We start from the raw sequence: 16,776 nt of genomic DNA on the forward strand, positions 1-16,776 counted from the left end.
GTTTGTTTTTAATGATTCGATTTCCAATTAACTATACCTCCTTCTAAACTAAATACTTTTTTAAATCCTTTCTTTTTCAATACTCTAAAAGCGCTACTACTTCTTTTTCCACTTTTACAATATAAGTAAACAGGCTCATTTTTATTTAACTCACGATCTACTAATTCCTCAAAATTTTCATTTTTTATATCTATTAAAACTGAATTTTGAATCCGTTCCTTTTGATACTCTTCTTTAGTCCTTACATCTACCAACTGAACCTTTTCATTTTTGGATGTCAGCACCTTTTTTAAATCTTTTACTGAAATTTCTTTTATTGAATCAGTAATACAAGATAAAGTTACCAATAAAAAAGTACTTATTATAAAATATACCTTCATTTCTAATACATTATAACGTTGACGGACAAATATATGCTGTTCTTTTAATCTCCGTTTCTTTTATCGCTTTATATCCACCAGCAACATCAATCACATTATGAATTCCACGAGATTTTAATATTGATGCTGCAATGACAGATCGATACCCTCCAGCACAATGCACATAAAAATCAACATCTTTCGGATATTCACCTAAAAAGTCATTTAAAAAATCTAGCGGAGTACTTGGAACTCCTTCTATATGCTCACTTAAATACTCTCCAGGTTTCCTTACATCAAAAACAGGAGCTCCTTTTTTAATTTCTTCTTCAAGAACCGTTGCTGAAATAGATTGCAATCTATCTATTTCTTTACCAGCATCTTTCCAAGCGTTAAAACCTCCTTTTAAATATCCTAGTACATTATCAAAACCTACACGAGATAAACGGATAATAACTTCTTCTTCTTTTCCTTCTGGAGTAATCAGTAAAATTGGCTGTTTTATATCCTTTACCAAAGCCCCTACCCATGGTGCAAATCCTCCGTTAATCCCTATAAATATGGAACGAGGAATAAATCCCTTAATGAAATCAAATTGATGCCTTACATCTAATATCAAAGCCTCCGTTTCGTTTGCTACCTGCTCAAAATCTTCTACAGATAATGCTTTAGCTCCTTTCTTTATAACTTCGTCAATAGGTGCATATCCTTCTTTATTCATTTGGACATTTAAAGGAAAATAAGCCGGAGGGGGTAACAAACCTTCCGTTACTTCTTCTATAAATTCTTTTTTAGTCATATCTGAACGAAGCGCATAGTTTGTTGCTTTTTGACTCCCAATAGTTCCAATGGTTTCCTTACTTAAATTTTTACCACAAGCTGACCCCGCTCCATGAGCTGGATATACAATTACATCATCTGCCAAAGTCATAATCTTAGTCCGTAAACTATCATATAATAGTCCTGCCAATTGTTCTTGCGTTAAATTTGTTGCCTTTTGGGCTAGATCTGGGCGACCTACATCTCCTAGAAATAAAGTATCTCCACTAAAAATAGCATGGTCTTTTCCTTTCTCATCCATTAATAAAAAAGTGGTGCTCTCCATAGTATGCCCAGGAGTATGCAAGGCCTTAATGGTAATTTTTCCTAACTGAAAACACTCTCCGTCAGCAGCTATATATGCATCAAATTTAGGATTTGCCGTTGGACCAAAAACTATTTTCGCTCCTGTTTTCTCTGAAAGAGTCACATGGCCACTTACAAAATCAGCATGAAAATGAGTTTCAAAAATATACTTAATTTTTGCATTATCCTTTGTGGCTCTTTCTATATAAGGTTGTACCTCTCTTAACGGATCTATAATTGCTACCTCTCCATTACTTTCAATATAGTAAGCTCCTTGAGCCAAACAACCTGTGTAAATTTGCTCTATTTTCATTTTAAAATTAAATTTTAATGATATGCTTGGTGTATGTACTGAGCATATTTTATTTGATGTTCTCTATCTCCTGTTTTATAAAACTTTACGGCATCATTTGCTCTCATAAAAAAGTGATTGATATTTATAATATCTAAAACCCCTCCCCTAAAAAACTCATCTCTTACAGGACCTTTTACTCCTGCAAAATAAAACGTTATTCCCTTCTTTTTATAAAACCTTATTCTATCTTTTAGCATTTCTAAACCTGTACTATCTGTTCTATTAATACTCTCTGCATCTAGCACAATTAGTTTTAAATTGTTTCCTTTTTCCATTGCCATCTCTTCCAGCTTATCTCTAAAATAACTTGAATTAGCATAAAAAAGCTGCGCATCAAATCGAAATATTAAAATATCTTCTTCTATAATTACTTCTTTGAACCTATTTCTATTTCTGTAAAAATCAGAGTTTGGTACCTTTCCCAATTCTGTTACATAAGGTCTTGATGTTCTATAAATCAATACAATGATAGATAACCCCACTCCTATTAAAATTCCATACTCAATCCCTAAAAATAGAGTTGCTAAAAAAGTAGCAATCAACAGCCAAAAATCTAAATTATTCGCACTCCATAAAAAACGGGCTTCCTTTATATTGATTAAATTAAACACAGCAACGATAATAATAGCTGCTAAAACTGCTTTTGGCAAATGATAAAATACAGGAGTCAGAAACAATAGTGTTATGACAACCATTACCACAGAAATCAAAGCTGACATTCCTGTTTTCCCTCCTGATTCTTGATTTATTGCAGATCTTGAAAAACTAGACGTTGACGGGTATGCCTTAAACAAAGATCCTATCATATTACTCAATCCCAAAGCGACTAGCTCCTGATTTGGGTGTATTCTATATTCATCTTGCTTTTGTTCTAATGACTTTCCTATAGAAATAGTTTCTAAGTACCCAACCATAACCAAAGTAAAGGCAATAGGTAATAATTCTTCAATTTGACTAATATCTAATATAGGCATAGAAAATTCAGGCAATCCAGAAGGAATATCTTTTACGATAGATACATCATTAAAAGAAGTTCCAAAATACCGCATTACAACAATTCCCATTGTTACTACAACTAAAGCGTTGGGTAATTTTTTATTTATTCTTCTAAAAAGGATAATAATTAATGCTGCTACTGTTCCTATGATAGTAGTATGAGTGTTAAAACTAAAAAAACGACTTCCTATATCTTCTAAAAGGAGATGAATTTGATCGCTTTGAATAAAATCAACACCAAGCAAGTTTCTGAATTGGTTTAAACCTATAATTAACGCAACCGCTGAGGTAAAACCGGTAATTACTGGTTTTGACAAAAAATTCACAATAAATCCCAATCTAAAAATCCCCATCAAAAACTGAATAATCCCTACCATAAAAGCTAATAGTATTGCTATTTTTATATAGCTTTCAGAACCTGCTAACGCTAATGTAGAAACCCCTGTGGCTACAATTAAAGAATCCATTGCTACAGGACCTATTGCTACCTGCCTAGAAGAACCAAATATTGCGTAAGTCATTTGTGGAACTAAAGCACAATAAAGCCCATAAATAGGTGGTAAACCTGCTATTAATGCATATGCAATTCCCTGAGGTATCAGTACGATTGCAACTGTAATCCCCGCTATAAAATCTCCTTTAAAATTAGATTTTTTATAATTTGGCAGCCAATCTAAAATTGGTATCAGCTTTTTAATATCCATGTATTTAAAACAGTTCTCCTTGAGTTGTTCCTTTAATCTTTCCTAAATGTTTATATGCTAAATCTGTTACCTCTCTTCCTCTTGGAGTTCTCATTATAAAACCCTGCTGAATTAGAAATGGTTCATATACTTCTTCTATAGTTTCTGAATTTTCGCTAACAGCAGTTGCCAAAGTACTTATTCCTACTGGACCTCCTTTAAACTTATCAATAATGGTTTGCAATATTTTATTATCCATCTCATCTAACCCATGTGCATCAACATTTAGCGCTTTTAAAGCATATCGAGCTATTTCAATAGAAATACTACCATTTCCTTTTATTTGAGCAAAATCGCGTACTCTTCTTAATAATGCATTTGCTATTCTTGGGGTTCCTCTACTTCTTCCTGCAATTTCTATAGCAGCTTCCATTGAAATAGGGACTCCTAAAATACATGCACTACGCTGTATTATTGTTGTTAATAAATCTGTTTTATAATAGTGCAGACGACTGCTTATTCCGAATCGTGCTCTCATAGGCGCTGTCAAAAGCCCTGAGCGAGTTGTAGCTCCTACTAGAGTAAACGGCTCTAAATTGATTTGAACAGTCCTAGCATTAGGCCCAGACTCTATCATGATATCAATCTTATAATCTTCCATTGCAGAATATAAATATTCTTCTACAATCGGGCTCAATCGATGTATTTCATCTATAAACAATACATCTCTTTCGTCTAAGTTAGTTAACAATCCAGCTAAATCACCTGGCTTATCTAAAACGGGGCCCGATGTTACCTTTATTCCTACCCCCAATTCATTAGCCAAAATATGAGCTAAAGTGGTTTTTCCTAATCCTGGAGGGCCATGAAATAAAGCATGGTCTAGAGCTTCTCCTCTTTGGTTAGCTGCTTCAACAAATATTTTAAGATTTTCAATTGCTTGATCTTGCCCTGTAAAATCATCAAAAGACAGCGGACGTAATTTCTTTTCTACGTCTAAATCATCATTTGATAAATTGGTATTCTCAGGGTTTAAATGCTCGTTCATAATTGCAAATATACTCGATTTAAAGTGTCTGTTTTGTGATAAATGTTACTTTTAGTACATCTCTTATTAACGAAAATAAGGAAAGATCATTATATATACTAAAAGCCAAAAGCCTTCCGCAAAAAAGGAAAGGCTTTTGGCTTTATTATATAAAGTAATTATATTTTAAGAAGGTGTTTCTCCTTCTTTTAATGGTACTGTTTGCAATACGAAATCATCGCCATGAAGATATTCGCCATTTTCATCTACCTTACTATAATCATACGCCCAACGATGTACTTCTGGAATTTTTCCTGGCCAGTTACCGTGAACATGCTCTACAGGTGTAGTCCATTCTAATGTATTTGATTTCCATGGGTTCTGTTCTGCCTCTTTACCTCTATATATTGAAATAAAGAAGTTAGCTAAGAAAATTAACTGACCTAAACCTCCTATAATAGCCATAACTGTCATGAAAACATTGATATCTGCTAAATCATCAAACATAGGGAAGTTTGTATTTGTATAATACCTACGCGGTAGTCCTGCCAAACCTATAAAGTGCATTGGGAAAAATACTCCATATGCAGAGATTATGGTAATCCAGAAATGCCAGTATCCCATTGTTTTATTCATCATTTTACCATACATCTTAGGAAACCAGTGATATACTCCTGCAAACATTCCTAAAATTGCTGATACTCCCATCACTAAATGGAAATGGGCCACTACGAAGTAGGTATCATGAACATTAATATCTAAAGCAGAGTCTCCTAAAACTAACCCTGTTAAACCTCCTGTTACGAATGTAGATACTAATCCGATAGAAAATAACATTGCCGGATTCATTTGTAGGTTTCCTTTCCATAAAGTAGTTATATAATTAAATGCCTTTACTGCTGAAGGAATTGCAATCAATAATGTTGTAAACGTAAATACAGAACCTAAAAATGGATTCATTCCTGAAATAAACATGTGGTGCCCCCATACAATTGTCGATAAAAATGCAATTGCCATTATTGATCCAATCATTGCTCTATAACCGAATATTGGTTTACGTGCGTTTGTTGAAATAATCTCAGAAGTTAGTCCTAAAGCTGGTAATAATACAATATATACCTCTGGGTGTCCTAAGAACCAAAATAAGTGCTCAAATAAAACAGGCGATCCTCCTTGGTAATGTAAAACTTCTCCTGATATAAATATATCCGATAAATAGAATGAAGTTCCAAAGCTTCTATCAAAAATTAACAATAATGCTGCCGATAATAACACCGGGAAAGAAACTACTCCTATGATTGCAGTAATAAAGAAAGCCCACATTGTTAAAGGCAATCTCGTCATTTTCATTCCTTTTGTACGTAAATTTAAAACCGTAACAATATAGTTTAATGATCCTATTAAAGAAGATGCAATAAATATAGCCATAGATACTAACCATAACGTCATTCCTGTTCCTGAACCAGGTATTGCTTGAGGTAATGCCGATAATGGTGGATAAATAGTCCATCCTGCTGATGCTGGCCCTGCTTCTACAAATAAAGAAATAACCATAACAATACTTGATAAGAAAAACAGCCAATATGAAACCATATTTAAGAAACCAGAAGCCATATCACGCGCTCCAATCTGTAAAGGAATCAATAAGTTAGAAAAAGTACCACTTAATCCTGCTGTTAATACAAAAAACACCATGATTGTACCATGTATTGTTACCAATGCTAGGTACATATCCGGATTCATTACTCCGTCTGTTTGATGAGGCCCTAAAAACGCCTCTACAATTGAGAATGATTTCTCTGGCCACGCAATTTGTAAACGGAATAACATAGACATTAACACCCCTATGATTCCCATAAAAATACCAGTTACTAAGAACTGTTTAGAAATCATTTTGTGATCTTGACTAAATATGTATTTAGTTACAAATGTTTCTTTGTGATGATGATCTGACATAATCTATATCTTTATATTCTTTTTTTAAAAATATCTTATTTAATAACTTGAGCTAATGTTTTTTGTTCTGACAACCATTTGTTAAAATCTTCTTCAGACTCTACAACTATTTTCATTTGCATGTTGTAGTGAGAAGCTCCACAAATTTTATTACATAGTAGTAAGTAATCAAACGTGTACATTTCTTCTTCGTTATTTGCTTTTCTAATCTTATTAATCCCTTCTGTTTTAGCTATAACTTCAGGCAAGTTTCTCATTTCTTCTGTAGTATATTTTGGTGTAAATCCAAATTGAGTAACCATACCTGGCACACAGTTCATCTGAGCTCTAAAGTGAGGCATATAAGCTGAGTGCATTACATCTTGAGAACGGAATTTAAATAAAACTTTTTTACCTTTTGGCAGGTGTATCTCTGTTACTTGTTTATCATCCTGAGCATTTTTATCAGACATATCAACCCCCATTGTGTTAGTTCCTTTTATGAAATTCACATTTCCTAAACCTAGCGTATTATCAGCTCCTGCGTAACGTGCTTCCCATTGAAATTGCTTAGAATATACTTCAATAACGATGGCTTCATCTTCAACATACATTACGTTGTTCCATTGCCATAATCCATAACCTATCAACCCAACTAAAACAACTGCTGGAGTAACCGTCCATATAAACTCTAATTTATGACTATCTGCATAAAATAATGCTTTATTTTCTTTTTTACCTCTATATTTATAAGAGAAAAAGAATAATAAAAACTGCATTAAAAACTGAACGATTCCTATTAAACAAAATGTAATATTGAAAAGTCTATCATCATGCTCTCCTTCAATAGAAGCTGATTCTGGTAGTAAAACAACATTCATTGCTATCAAACAGTAAATCATCATTGCATATAAAAATGCTAAAAAACCAAGGAATAATTTACCTTGTGTATCGTTGTCTTTGTCAGTAGCTATGACATCTCGAAAATTCATAATACGAGTAATTTGCCAAAAACTAACTCCTATCGCAACTGCTATAAAAATGTAAAATAAAGCGAGCATATTATCTAAACTATTATTGTTTATTAATTCTTTTTATTAATGGTGAGAATCTTCTCCTCTGTGTTCTATATTATAATAGTGAAATTCTTCACTCTCATGCAAATATGGATTTCCTTTAGCTAAAGGACTTGCTTTTGCAAATGCGCTAAATGTAGCCCAAATAAACAATCCTAGGAAAAACAATACTGCTCCTATTTCAGGAATACCTATAAACCATTGTCCTCCAACTGTAGCAGGCATAATCATAACAAACACATCTATATAGTGTCCTGCTAAAATTACGACACCTCCCAGTACTACAAACCAAGGAATACTTTTAAAGTCACTATTGATTAATAATAATACAGGGAATATAAAGTTCATTACAACCATAGCTAAGAATGGTAACTTGTATTCGTTGAATCTTAATAGGTAATACGTAGTTTCTTCTGGCATATCTGCATACCAAATTAACATAAATTGAGCAAACCATAGATACGTCCAAAATACAGAGAACCCAAACATAAATTTAGCTAAATCATGAATATGGCTATCATTCACAAATGGTAAAGCTCCTTTTGAACGTAAATAAATTGTCACAAAAGCGATTGTTGTTAAGGCACTTACTAGTAAAGTAGCCAATACATACCATCCAAATAGTGTAGAGAACCAGTGTGGATCTAGCCCCATGATCCAATCCCAAGACATCATTGATTCCGTAATCATAAAAAATGCCAAAAACCCTACAGACACATTGTAGTTAAGCTTATGCAATTTTAGGTCTCCGTTATCTTGCTTGATAGAGTTCTTTCTAATAAAGAATCTGTAAAAGTTCCAACCAGCTAAATAAATAATACTTCTAATCAACCACCCTGGTGTGTTCAAAAACCATTTTTTACCATAAACTATTGGATCAAAATTATCATGCCCTGGTGTTAAAACACCTTCTCCCATCCATGTGAATAAGTGATTCATATGCATAAAAGTAGCAATTAAGAACAATAACATAATTACACTTACATAGTGTAAGTTTGCTGTAATAGCTTCCATTACTCTAAATAACACTACTGACCAACCTGATTGTGCTACTCTCTGAGATGCATAAAAAGCTAGTACTAATAATGTTACTCCTAAGAAGAAAAATAGGGCTACATAAACTGCTGACCATGGTCTGTTTTGCATTTGATGAAAAACATGTTCTGCATGAGCGTCATCATGATGTTCTTCTCCATGAGCTTCTTCTACTTTCTTATGAGTATCAGCTACAACAGCTTCTTTGTGTTCCACTTCATTAGCATGAGTAGAGTCCGTTTTAACTTCCTCTTTATGTGTTGCCTCATCAGCATGTGCTTCAGCTTTTACTGCTTCAGTATGAGCTTTAGTTTCACCATGTGTTTCTTCAGATTTTGTTTCCTCTTTGTGAACAGCTGGTGTTTCAACATGAGCATCATGTGCAGGAGCAGTGTGTGCTTCTCCATGACCTCCATGGTGTTGACTTGCTATAATTTCTTTAGCTTCTTCTACGGTTTTTGGTGCCGTTAAAAAACCATATCCAATACCCAAAACTCCTAAAATCATTAAGGCTATTGAAAGTGTTTTTAATTTTCCTGAAAATTGATACATATCTTAAATATCTATTATAGACTTATTTTAAATCGTTTCTTAATTTTTCAACATACTGTGTTACTTGCCAACGTTCTTTTGTTGTCAATTGTGATGCATGAGATCCCATTAGGTTTCTTCCATGCATAATAACATAGTATATACTCCCTTCTGTAATTTCTCTATCTTTATAATTAGGAATACCGTTGAATTTATCTCTTTGAGATAAAATACCGTTACCATCTCCTTTCTTACCATGACAAACTGCGCAATAGATATCATACATCTTCTTACCGTTTGCTAAGTTTTCTTCAGTAACCTTTAAAGGGCTTTTCAATTCAGTTTTAGCTAACTCATATCCTTCATTTGTATCAGGATATTCAAATGCTACATAACCTCCTCTTTTAATAGTTCCTGCTACAGGATCTCTATCAACCATTTTACCATTTAAACCATCTGCACCATTCGCTTCATAAGGAACAGCTACATACATATCTGGCATATATTGTACTTGTGGTTTACGTTTGTCTCCACAAGAAATCACACTTGTTATTACAACTAAAGCGACGATTATTTTTACAAAACTCTTCATATCTCTTTATTAGTGCTTATCTACTATGTTAATTTCTACAGCTCCTGTTTCTGCTAACAAGGCTTTTAATTCTTCTTCATTTCCATCAACTGGAATTTCCATTAAGAAATGATCATCAGTAGTTCTTGGATCAGGGTTTTCAGCTTTTTTAAATGGCCAAATTTTACTTCTCATATAAAATGTAATAACCATTAAGTGCGCTGCAAAAAACACGGTCATCTCAAACATAATAGGTACAAATGCTGGCATATTTGTCCACCAAGAAAAATTAGGCTTACCACCAATGTCTTGAGGCCAATCAGCAATCATTGTGTACCAAGTTAACCATATAGCAACTGATAAACCAGTAATACCATAAAAGAAAGCGGTAATTGCTAAACGCGTTGGCGCTAATCCCATTGCTTTGTCTAATCCGTGTACTGGAAATGGACAAAATATTTCTTCAATATGATGATGCTCTGCTTTTACCTTCTTAACGGCATCCATTAAGATATCATCATCATTATATAATGCGTGAATTACTTTATTAGTGCTCATTGTTCTCGTCTCTTAATTTTTTAAAATTCTCTCCTGATGACTTTAAAATGGTCTTAATCTCTGCTGTAGGAATTACAGGGAATGTTCTTGCATATAATAAGAATAATACAAAGAAGAATCCTATAGTTCCAATGAAGATACCAACATCTACAAACGTAGGTTCAAAACGCCACCAAGTAGATGGTAAATGTCCTTTACTTAATACAATTGCAATAATATCGAAACGCTCAAACCACATACCAATATTAATAACGATAGATATAATGAAAGACCAGATAAAACTTCTTCTAATCTTTTTAAACCATAATAATTGTGGTGTAAAAATATTACATATTAATAAAGACCAGAATGCCCATCCATAAGCTCCTGCTTCTGCTCCAAAAGATAAATATGTATAATTTTCATAAGGAGACCCCGTGTACCATGCAATAAAGAATTCAGTTGCATAAGCTACGGCTACAATACCACCTGTTAAAATAATTACAATGTTCATATACTCTACGTGTAAACGTGTAATATATGCTTCCATATTTGTTACCTTACGCATAATACCTAATAAGGTTTGTACCATGGCAAATCCTGAGAAAATTGCTCCTGCTACGAAGTAAGGTGGAAATATTGTTGAGTGCCATCCTGGATTAATAGATGTAGCAAAGTCCATCGATACAATTGTATGTACAGAAAGTACTAATGGTGTTGCTAAACCGGCTAATACTAAAGATACTTCTTCAAAACGTTGCCAATCTTTAGCTCTACCAGACCATCCGAAAGATAACAATGAATATATTTTCTTTTGGAAAGGCTTTACTGCTCTATCACGAATTGTTGCAAAATCAGGTAATAAACCAGTCCACCAGAATACTAATGATACCGATAAATACGTAGAAATTGCGAATACATCCCATAATAAAGGCGAGTTAAAGTTTACCCATAATGATCCGAATTGATTAGGAATTGGTAATACCCAGTATCCATTCCATGGACGTCCCATGTGAATGATTGGGAATAAACCTGCTTGGAATACCGCAAAAATTGTCATTGCTTCAGCAGAACGGTTAATTGCCATTCTCCATTTTTGACGGAATAATAACAGTACAGCAGAAATCAATGTACCAGCATGACCAATACCTACCCACCATACAAAGTTGGTAATATCCCATGCCCAACCAATATTTTTACTTAATCCCCAAACTCCAATACCTGTTCCTACGGTATAAAAAATACATCCAAACCCCCATAGCATTGCTGCTAAGGAGATATAAAATGCGATATACCAATTTTTGTTTGCTTTGCCTTCTATAGGCCTTGCGATGTCTTCAGTGATGTCATGGTAACTTTTATTACCTAACACTAAAGGTTCTCTATAAGATGATTCGTAATGAGACGACATAAATTATATTCTTATTAATTTTATAATTAAGCTTCGTTTGTATTTCTAACTTTTACTTGATATACAACATTTGGTTTTGTTCCGATGTAATCTAGCACATGGAATGCTCTTCTATCTTCTACTAAAGGAGTTACTGGATCTTCTGGATTGTTAATATCTCCAAAGACCATAGAACCTGATGAACAAGCTGCTGAACAAGCACAAGCATCGTTAAACTCATCCTTTCTAACAGGTCGTTTCTCTCTTTTTGCCCTCAAAATAACCTCTTGAGTTGATTGAATACAGAATGAACATTTTTCCATTACTCCACGCGAACGAACAACTACATCTGGATTCAACACCATTTTTCCGTACTCATTATTCATATTAAAGTCAAACTCATCATTTTCAGCGTAGTTAAACCAGTTGAAACGACGAACTCTATACGGACAGTTATTTGCACAATATCTTGTTCCAACACATCTGTTATAGGCCATTTGATTTTGACCTTGGCGTCCATGTGATGTTGCCGCTACTGGACATACTGTTTCACATGGCGCATGATTACAGTGCTGGCACATCATTGGTTGGAAAGCTACCTGTGGGTTCTCAGCAGGATTCTCCAAAGCATCAAACAAGTCACCTTTACTCAACTCTAATACGCGTTCTGTATATTTTCTTTCAATATCTTGATTAGCTATATTTGGATTTTCAGCTTTAAACTGCTCCATAGTCATGGAAGCTTGTTCTTTATCATGCTGTCTATCTTCTACCGTAGAAGAATAATAACGATCAATACGCAGCCAGTGCATATCTCTACCTACACGCACTTCATTTTTACCTACTACGGGCACATTATTATCAGCATGACAAGCAATTACACATGCTCCACATCCTGTACACGAAGTTAAATCAATTGATAAATTAAAATGGTGCCCTATCTCACGATTGTGCTCTTCCCATAAATCTATTTTTTTAGCTTCAACCTCTTGGTGGTCATAAGAAACCATGAATGGCTTATTCCACGTATGTTTAGGATCTAAGTTTTTATTAGTAACTTCTTTTAAAGTAGCTTCCTTTAAAATATCATGACGTCCAGCAATTGTTTTTTGTACTTGAGTACACGCAAACTCATGCCATCCCGAAGTTTTTTCTATAGCTACATTATACTGTATATGATTTCCATTTACATATAGAGGGTAAGCATTTACCCCTACTTGCATTTCCTTTTTTAAGCCTTGCGTTCTACCATATCCTAATGCCAAACCAACAGATCCTTTTGCCTGTCCTGGTTGTATCATTACAGGAACATTTTTAAGAGTAACTCCATTAACTGTTACATTTGCATAGTTACCGTCAATTGCTCCATTATCTCTAACTGGATTTTCAAAACCTAACTCACGAGCATCTGACAATGACATTGTCAAATAATTATCCCAAGTAGCACGTGTTAATGGATCTGGCAACTCCTGTAACCAAGGATTATTTGCTTGTTTCCCATCTCCTAATGCTGTTGTAGTGTATAAATTTAACTCAAATCCTGATGCTATTTTTGCAGAAGCTGCTAATTGAGCTCCTACAGGTGCTAAATCAATTGCACTCTCTATTACATCTTCTAAAACATCATTTTCTACCGTAAAGAAACCATCATGCAATGCTTGATTCCAAGATTTACCTCCTAGAACATTTGTTTTCCAATATTCTTTTAAAGCATCATAATAGTTTACAGAACTTCCTGACCATTTTAACAAAACGTCCTGCAATTGACGCGTATTAAACAATGGCTTTATTGTTGGCTGCATTAAACCATAAGTTCCTTCGGTTTTCATTACATCTCCCCAAGACTCCAAATAATGTGGCGTTGGTAATGCATATTGTGTAGCATTTGCCATATCATCATTTTGCAATGATAAAGCAACTGACAACTTCGTTTTCTTTAATCCTTCAGAGAAACCAGCAGCATCTGCCAAAGTATAAATTGGGTTTACGTTGTATGTAATTACCCCGCTCACTTTTCCTGATTTCATATCTGCAATCAACCTTGCTACTTCTGTATCATTACCTTTTCTCGTGTAATTTACATTTACAGTATCAATTATCTCGCTATCCAATGCCTTATTAATAGCCAGAGCTACTAATTGTGCATTCTTATCATTCAACCCTGTCATTACAACAGCTTTAGAACCTGCTTTTTTCAAAGCAGTTGCTAATTTTTTAATATCAGCATCTATTGGTGTTGCTTTAGAAGGTAAGACACCTCCAGTTATTGCATTATACAAGTTAATCAAAGCAAACACTTGGTCAGAAGGTTTTACAACAATTCTTTTATCAGCATTTGCTCCTGTTAAAGACATATTACTTTCTACCTGAACATGGTAAGACATCTTACCTAATTCTGGCTTCCTACCAGCAACATATGACTTTTCAAAACCTCCATGCCAATCTCCTAAGAAATCAGCCCCGATAGAAGCTATTACTTCTGCTTTACTTAAATCATAGTTAGGCAAAGCTCTCTTACCATGCATTTCCTCAAATGCATCTAAAGCTCCGCTTTCTGAAACAGCATCATAAGACACATGTTTCACATTTGGATATACTTCTATAAAATCAGCTATTATCTTCTCCGTTGAAGGACTGGCTAATGTTCCAGTTAGTAAAACAACTTCTTCATTTGCTTCCTTTAACTGATTTAATTTACCTATAATTTCTTTATCTGCATCAGCCCAAGAAATCGTAGCCTTTCCTTTTTTAGGTTCTTTTAAACGAAGTGCATCATCATACAAAGATAACACAGATGCTTGCGTACGAGCATTGGTTTCTCCATTTGCTTCTTTATTAGGCATAACTAAGATAGGACGCCCTTCTCTTGTTTTCACTAATATATTTGCAAAATCATACCCATCTGCCATCGTTGTAGCATACCAATCTGCTACTCCTACTGTAATATCATCTGGTTTTACAACATAAGGAATAGATTTTCTAACAGGACCTTCACATGCAGCCAATGAAGCCGCAGCAGTTGTAAATCCTACATATTTTAAGAAATCTCTACGAGAGGTAGATGATGATTCCAATGTTTGTTTATCTCCTAAAAATTCATCTGTTGGAATTTCTTCTACAAATTCATTTTTACTTAGCGTTTCAACAATAGAACTATCTTTTAGTTCCTCAACACTTTGCCAGTATTTTTTGTTTGAAGCCATTTATATAAGTTATTTTACTTTCTAATTGATTAATAATGACACTTACCACATTCCTTACCACCTAACTGAGCTACAGTTACTTGGTCTACTCCATATTTCTTAGACAACTCTTCGTGGATTTTCTTGTAATAATCATTACCCTTTAAATCTACTTTAGTCTCCTTGTGACAGTCTATACACCATCCCATAGTTAATGGTGAGTATTGATATACTTCATCCATTTCTTCAACTGGCCCATGACATTTCTGACACTTAACACCTCCAACAGTTACGTGTTGCGAGTGGTTAAAATACGCAAAATCTGGCAAATTATGAACTCTTACCCATTTAACAGGCTTTGTTTTTCCAGTATATTCTAATGTATTAGTATCCCACCCTACAGCAGCATAAATCTTTTGAATCTCTTTATCCAGTTGAGCCTTACCCATACCTTCTATCTTTGTATCTTCTGCTACCTCAGAAATATTTTTATGACAATTCATACAAACGTTTACAGATGGTATCCCAGATGTCTTACTGTGTTTAGCAGAAGAGTGACAATATTGACAATCTATCTTATTATCTCCAGCGTGTATTTTATGAGAAAAAGCAATCGGTTGAATTGGCTGATATCCTTGATCTACTCCTACTTTAAACAAAGTACCAAACAAGAAGTAAGCAGTTATCAACGCTCCAAAGATTACGATTAAAACATGTAAGAATGTATTTTTCTTAATACCTTCCCACAGCTCTCCTAAATTACCGGTAATCCCAGGTGTTTTTGGAGCTCCTTTTAACTCACTTATTGTTTTCAACAAGCTAGCGATTATCAAGAAACCTACAACAACTGCTGCCGCTAATATATTAATCAACCATTTAGGACCACCCCCTTCAGAACCTCCCTCTGTACCAGAAACCACAACCTCTGTTGGCTTCTTAATATCTCCAACGGTAGTATAATACAGAATATCATCAATATTCTTATCTGTTAACTGAGGAAAGGCCGTCATATTAGACCCCTTATACTCATCAAAAACTGCGATTGCATCTGCATCACCCGTCGCTCTTAAAGCCGCATTGTCTTTAATCCAAGCTTTTAGCCATGCATTTTCTCTACGCTCTTCTACGCCTCCAAGTTTAGGCCCTACCAACCTCTTGTTTAACTTATGACAAGATGCACATAAAGATTTAAATAATTTCTTCCCTTCTTTTTGACGAGCTTTATCTATTGAACCTTCTTGCGCTTGCAAAGAAAGACTCAAAGAAAAAACTAATAGGAACGTAAAACTCTTTACGAGTATCTGACTTAGTCTATTGTGTTTATTCACACTTTTCATACTATAAAATATAAATTTTGTATCTATTTTGGTACGATTTTTTCATGAACACAAAAACAAATGTGTTCTATGAACAGTTGCACAAAAGTACTATTTCTGTTCAAATTGTGAAATGTTAAGAGAATCCTAATTTGTAATTTATATCAATTCTAAATAAATAAACTCTACAATCTATTCGATTACAACTCATTACTTTTGTAAAAACATTTTAAACAATGAAAATCAAAGAACTATTTCTAGCTTTATTCATCATTTCATTTGCCAATATAACCAATGCAAATGCACAATCTAACCTCACTGAAAACAAAGACATTAACTCTCTAATTGCAAAAAAAAGAGAATACAATAAAAGTGTTGGTTATGGTTACAGAATACAACTTTATAACGGTACTGAAAAAAGAGCCAAAAGCCTCCGCAATCGCTTTCAATTAACTTTTCCTGATACCTATACAAAATTAAAATACGATGCTCCTGAATGGAAGATCCACGTAGGAAATTACAAAACTCGTTTAGAAGCAGATAAAGCACTTCACAAAATCCAAGAATCTTTTTCTGGAGCAATAGTTATCAACTTATAAATACTGCTAATTTAGAATTAGCAACTAACAAAAAAGACTGAGCTTAATTGCTCAGTCTT

General features: G+C 34.1%; 13 protein-coding genes. 1 reads left to right on the top strand and 12 read right to left on the bottom strand.

Going from position 1 to position 16,776, the window contains the following annotated elements; translation table 11 throughout:
* Window positions 1-8: 8 nt before the first annotated feature.
* The 12 genes from MARIT_RS13815 to MARIT_RS13870 all read right to left on the bottom strand — a co-directional run bounded on the left by MARIT_RS13815 (window position 9) and on the right by MARIT_RS13870 (window position 16,139).
* A complete protein-coding gene (locus MARIT_RS13815; protein WP_024741524.1) occupies window positions 9-380 on the bottom strand; it encodes a rhodanese-like domain-containing protein in 372 nt (123 codons plus the stop codon).
* 10 nt (window positions 381-390) lie between these two features.
* On the bottom strand, window positions 391-1,797 hold the full coding sequence (locus MARIT_RS13820) for an MBL fold metallo-hydrolase (protein WP_100211804.1): 1,407 nt from the start codon (window positions 1,795-1,797) through the stop codon (window positions 391-393).
* Between the two features lie 14 nt (window positions 1,798-1,811).
* Window positions 1,812-3,539, bottom strand: coding sequence for a SulP family inorganic anion transporter (locus MARIT_RS13825; RefSeq protein ID WP_100211805.1), 1,728 nt, complete (start codon window positions 3,537-3,539; stop codon window positions 1,812-1,814).
* A 4-nt stretch (window positions 3,540-3,543) separates the two neighbouring features.
* Window positions 3,544-4,566, bottom strand: a complete 1,023-nt coding sequence (gene ruvB, locus MARIT_RS13830; RefSeq protein WP_100211806.1) for a Holliday junction branch migration DNA helicase RuvB — start codon at window positions 4,564-4,566, stop codon at window positions 3,544-3,546.
* 165 nt (window positions 4,567-4,731) lie between these two features.
* Window positions 4,732-6,501 (bottom strand): cytochrome c oxidase subunit I, encoded by a 1,770-nt coding sequence (locus tag MARIT_RS13835; protein ID WP_024741520.1) that lies wholly within the window; start codon window positions 6,499-6,501, stop codon window positions 4,732-4,734.
* A gap of 35 nt (window positions 6,502-6,536) precedes the next feature.
* The gene (locus MARIT_RS13840) at window positions 6,537-7,541 is read right to left on the bottom strand and encodes a cytochrome c oxidase subunit II (protein ID WP_024741519.1); all 1,005 of its coding nucleotides are present in this window, start codon (window positions 7,539-7,541) and stop codon (window positions 6,537-6,539) included.
* Window positions 7,542-7,577: 36 nt separating this feature from the next.
* Complete coding sequence (locus MARIT_RS13845) at window positions 7,578-9,143, bottom strand: quinol:cytochrome C oxidoreductase (protein ID WP_100211807.1); 1,566 nt, start codon at window positions 9,141-9,143, stop codon at window positions 7,578-7,580.
* 22 nt (window positions 9,144-9,165) lie between these two features.
* Entirely contained in the window at window positions 9,166-9,714 is a 549-nt protein-coding gene (locus MARIT_RS13850) for a c-type cytochrome (protein WP_024741517.1), read from the bottom strand.
* Window positions 9,715-9,723: 9 nt separating this feature from the next.
* Window positions 9,724-10,251 carry a DUF3341 domain-containing protein gene (locus MARIT_RS13855; RefSeq protein WP_024741516.1) on the bottom strand — a complete coding sequence of 176 codons (528 nt, stop codon included), beginning with the start codon at window positions 10,249-10,251 and terminating at the stop codon, window positions 9,724-9,726.
* Window positions 10,241-11,641: an NrfD/PsrC family molybdoenzyme membrane anchor subunit gene (gene nrfD, locus MARIT_RS13860; protein ID WP_024741515.1), complete on the bottom strand. Its 1,401-nt coding sequence runs from the start codon at window positions 11,639-11,641 to the stop codon at window positions 10,241-10,243. The genes MARIT_RS13855 and nrfD overlap by 11 nt, the downstream gene beginning before the upstream one ends.
* A gap of 26 nt (window positions 11,642-11,667) precedes the next feature.
* Window positions 11,668-14,823: a TAT-variant-translocated molybdopterin oxidoreductase gene (locus tag MARIT_RS13865; protein ID WP_100211808.1), complete on the bottom strand. Its 3,156-nt coding sequence runs from the start codon at window positions 14,821-14,823 to the stop codon at window positions 11,668-11,670.
* Window positions 14,824-14,852: 29 nt separating this feature from the next.
* Window positions 14,853-16,139 carry a c-type cytochrome gene (locus MARIT_RS13870; RefSeq protein ID WP_100211809.1) on the bottom strand — a complete coding sequence of 429 codons (1,287 nt, stop codon included), beginning with the start codon at window positions 16,137-16,139 and terminating at the stop codon, window positions 14,853-14,855.
* 215 nt (window positions 16,140-16,354) lie between these two features.
* Here MARIT_RS13870 and MARIT_RS13875 point away from each other — a divergent pair, with 215 nt between their 5' ends.
* Complete coding sequence (locus tag MARIT_RS13875; RefSeq protein ID WP_100211810.1) at window positions 16,355-16,717, top strand: SPOR domain-containing protein; 363 nt, start codon at window positions 16,355-16,357, stop codon at window positions 16,715-16,717.
* Window positions 16,718-16,776: the final 59 nt, after the last annotated feature.

The organism is Tenacibaculum maritimum NCIMB 2154, assembly GCF_900119795.1.
Taxonomy (GTDB): Bacteria; Bacteroidota; Bacteroidia; order Flavobacteriales; family Flavobacteriaceae; genus Polaribacter; species Polaribacter maritimus.

Excerpts from the sequence above, each read along its gene's own strand:
- MARIT_RS13865 (WP_100211808.1), bottom strand. The coding sequence starts at position 14,823 with ATGGCTTCAAACAAAAAATACTGGCAAAGTGTTGAGGAACTAAAAGAT.
- MARIT_RS13845 (WP_100211807.1), bottom strand. The coding sequence starts at position 9,143 with ATGTATCAATTTTCAGGAAAATTAAAAACACTTTCAATAGCCTTAATG.
- MARIT_RS13840 (WP_024741519.1), bottom strand. The coding sequence starts at position 7,541 with ATGCTCGCTTTATTTTACATTTTTATAGCAGTTGCGATAGGAGTTAGT.
- nrfD (WP_024741515.1), bottom strand. The coding sequence starts at position 11,641 with ATGTCGTCTCATTACGAATCATCTTATAGAGAACCTTTAGTGTTAGGT.
- MARIT_RS13875 (WP_100211810.1), top strand. The coding sequence starts at position 16,355 with ATGAAAATCAAAGAACTATTTCTAGCTTTATTCATCATTTCATTTGCC.
- ruvB (WP_100211806.1), bottom strand. The coding sequence starts at position 4,566 with ATGAACGAGCATTTAAACCCTGAGAATACCAATTTATCAAATGATGAT.
- MARIT_RS13835 (WP_024741520.1), bottom strand. The coding sequence starts at position 6,501 with ATGTCAGATCATCATCACAAAGAAACATTTGTAACTAAATACATATTT.
- MARIT_RS13870 (WP_100211809.1), bottom strand. The coding sequence starts at position 16,139 with ATGAAAAGTGTGAATAAACACAATAGACTAAGTCAGATACTCGTAAAG.
- MARIT_RS13825 (WP_100211805.1), bottom strand. The coding sequence starts at position 3,539 with ATGGATATTAAAAAGCTGATACCAATTTTAGATTGGCTGCCAAATTAT.
- MARIT_RS13850 (WP_024741517.1), bottom strand. The coding sequence starts at position 9,714 with ATGAAGAGTTTTGTAAAAATAATCGTCGCTTTAGTTGTAATAACAAGT.
- MARIT_RS13855 (WP_024741516.1), bottom strand. The coding sequence starts at position 10,251 with ATGAGCACTAATAAAGTAATTCACGCATTATATAATGATGATGATATC.
- MARIT_RS13820 (WP_100211804.1), bottom strand. The coding sequence starts at position 1,797 with ATGAAAATAGAGCAAATTTACACAGGTTGTTTGGCTCAAGGAGCTTAC.
- MARIT_RS13815 (WP_024741524.1), bottom strand. The coding sequence starts at position 380 with ATGAAGGTATATTTTATAATAAGTACTTTTTTATTGGTAACTTTATCT.